At 58.6% G+C, this 2,445-nt stretch carries 5 protein-coding genes; 1 reads left to right on the top strand and 4 read right to left on the bottom strand.

The window, feature by feature from the left end:
* Together KHQ28_RS28480 and KHQ28_RS28475 are read right to left on the bottom strand one after the other, a co-directional pair.
* On the bottom strand, positions 1–598 hold a 598-nt coding region (locus tag KHQ28_RS28480; RefSeq protein ID WP_211777793.1), incomplete at its 3' end, for a cation transporter.
* A 78-nt stretch (positions 599–676) separates the two neighbouring features.
* Positions 677–1,303 carry a lysoplasmalogenase gene (locus KHQ28_RS28475; protein ID WP_004173987.1) on the bottom strand — a complete coding sequence of 209 codons (627 nt, stop codon included), beginning with the start codon at positions 1,301–1,303 and terminating at the stop codon, positions 677–679.
* Positions 1,304–1,453: 150 nt separating this feature from the next.
* On the opposite strand from KHQ28_RS28475, the gene KHQ28_RS28470 reads away from it, so the two are divergent.
* Complete coding sequence (locus KHQ28_RS28470; protein WP_004173989.1) at positions 1,454–1,804, top strand: DUF2500 domain-containing protein; 351 nt, start codon at positions 1,454–1,456, stop codon at positions 1,802–1,804.
* Positions 1,805–1,817: 13 nt separating this feature from the next.
* Here the strand turns inward: KHQ28_RS28470 and KHQ28_RS28465 are convergent, their stop codons facing one another.
* Both KHQ28_RS28465 and KHQ28_RS28460 read right to left on the bottom strand, forming a co-directional pair.
* A complete protein-coding gene (locus KHQ28_RS28465; protein ID WP_002920822.1) occupies positions 1,818–2,093 on the bottom strand; it encodes a DUF1145 family protein in 276 nt (91 codons plus the stop codon).
* A partial coding sequence (locus KHQ28_RS28460) for an RsmD family RNA methyltransferase (RefSeq protein WP_211777792.1) occupies positions 2,083–2,445 on the bottom strand: 363 nt, incomplete at its 5' end. The genes KHQ28_RS28460 and KHQ28_RS28465, both read right to left, overlap by 11 nt.

Here is a 2,445-nt window from a genome sequence, read left to right as displayed (position 1 = left end):
TAAACAGCGCCCCGATGGCGGCGACGCTCATCAGCGTTTCAATGGCGAACCAGCTCCCGCTCTTGATCAGGCGTAGCGCCTGGCGGGCAACCGGCCACAGGCCAACCAGGGTGGTGGCAATAAAGGCCAACTGACCGGCAGGGTGGTTGGCCTGCTCCAGCCCCCAGCTCAAGGCCATCATGATAACCAGCGTCAGTAACGGCAGATTGTCGCGCAGCAGCGACCCTCGGGTTTGCTCTGCTGCGGGAGCACCGGCATCGCGCAGCGTATACCCCGCCTGGCGGACCGCGTTCTCAACCTGAGCGCGGACATCGCCCTCGGCGTTAACCAGCAGCTTTTCTGTGGCGAACAGCACCTGGACCTGACTGACCCCGGGCACCTGACGGACCGCGGTTTCCACCTTGCGGGCGCAGGCGGCGCAGTCCATGCCATCAACTTGCCAGCTATAGCGGGCGTCGCTAAGCGCTTCGGCGGCAGGGGCGGACTCTGTGGCGCAGGCGTGATCTGTACAGCAGCTCTCCGCCGGGGCGGTCGCTGGCCGCATGGTGAAAGACGAGAATTGTGGGACTTTTTTTTCCTGCGCGTCTGGAGTCGACATGGCACCCTCCGGGAAATGATAATTTTCTCATTAGCCGTAGGATACACTCTGGAGTCGACTCCAGAGTCAAGGACTAAATTACAGGTACAGCGCGCGCACGATCAGGAAGTGGCCGGCAAAGTAGAATGCGGCGGCGATGGCGTTATCGGCGCGGAAGCGGCGACGATAGTGGCTCACCAGCCACACGGCATTGCTCAGCAGCAGCAGGGCTGCGCCGGCGAAACCGGACAGCGCGGTGTTGGTGGGGCGGGCAAACCACAGCTCACCGGCCAGCCAGACCATTACCAGCGTCATTCCGATAAAGGTCAGCACCGGCATTTTCATCTCTTCCAGCCGACTCCAGATCACCGCCATTAGCAGGGCGCCGAATACCAGCAGCACCAGCGGCAGCGGCCAGAAGAACGACAGCGTCAGCTGGCTGGCGAACCAGATGGTATACAGCAGATGTGACAGGAAGAAAGCGCCCACCGCGTACATCACCCGCTGGCGCGGCAGCAGGGTCAGGGCGTCGCCGAGCAGCGAGGCGCACAGGCCAGCCAGCACCAGATAGCTGATGGCATTGAACATCGGCGCCTGCCAGGCCAGTAACAGCAACAGAATCAGGGTGACAGGTTTAAAAACCCAGCGTCGCCATGCCGGCCCACGATAGGATGCATCGACATAAAGCCATGCGGAGAAACAGACAGCAATAAATGACCAAAGCATAGTAAGTCCCTGTATCTGTTATCATAAAGAAAGTTACGGATGCGTGATGCTACTACTCAGTGTAGTGGTTTGGCGTAGCAGATGACAATGTTATTCCCGACGCAGTATGCTGATTCCTGATATTTTTTATGGGTAACCCTAATGAGTAAAATGCCCCTCTTTTTTGTTCTGGTCGTCGCGGTGATTGTGGTGGCGGCTTCGTTTCGCTATGTCCAGCAGCGCCGTGAGAAACAGGCGAATGACGCCGCGCCGTTGCTACAAAAGCGGGTTATCGTCAGCAATAAACGGGAAAAAGTGATTAACGATCGGCGCTCGCGGCAGCAGACGGTGACGCCTGCAGGCAGTGAGATGCGCTATGAAGCGAGCTTTCGCCCCGAAAACGGTGGTCTGGAGGTGGTGTTTCGCCTTGACGCGCCGCAATATCACGCGCTGAGCGTCGGCGATCGTGGGATGTTGAGTTATAAGGGCACAGCGTTCGTGGCGTTTACGCCCGATCCCTGAGCCCTTTTCAGGACTATTTTTTCAGCGTCGCCTTCAGTTTTTTCTGCCAGGCGACGAGCTCAAACACGCCGAAAATAAAAATGCGGATTTGCTCAAAGCGGCTCAGCGGCGGCGCCTCTTTCGGCTGCGTCGCCTTGAGCAGCGTCAGCTGCAGACCGTGCATCAGGATCATGAAAATCAGCGCGACGTTGACAAAGATATTCAGCGGCTTCGGGAAGGGCTGAAACAGATTCAATAACAGAAAGGCCCAGACGCACAGCATCAGCAGGCGGCCTAAATTAATCAGCATGGTGCTCTCCTTGGGCCTCACGTTGGTAAAGACGGTAGGCGACCTGTCCGGCCACTTTTTCACGATACAATTGCCAGTTAGCCGGCACCGGCGGTAAGCCGTTTTCGACTTCGCTTTCGACGTACACCAGGGCCTCATCGGCCAGCCAGCCTTGTGTCTCCAGCAGACGTAGCGTCTCCTCCAGCAGCCCCTGACGGAACGGCGGGTCGACGAACACGATCTGGTGCGGGGTCCCCGGCTGGCTCAGGAAGCTGAGGGTGTTGGTGGTGATCACCTTGCCGCGATCCGCTTTCAGGGTGGCGAGATTTTTTTGCAGCTGCTGGGCTACGCCGCGCTCCATCTCCAGCAGCGT

The organism is Klebsiella sp. 28 (genome assembly GCF_018223905.1).
Classification (GTDB): domain Bacteria; phylum Pseudomonadota; class Gammaproteobacteria; order Enterobacterales; family Enterobacteriaceae; genus Klebsiella; species Klebsiella pneumoniae.
Note: the sequence above shows the minus strand (reverse complement) of the source record. Positions and strands in the feature narration are given on the sequence as shown.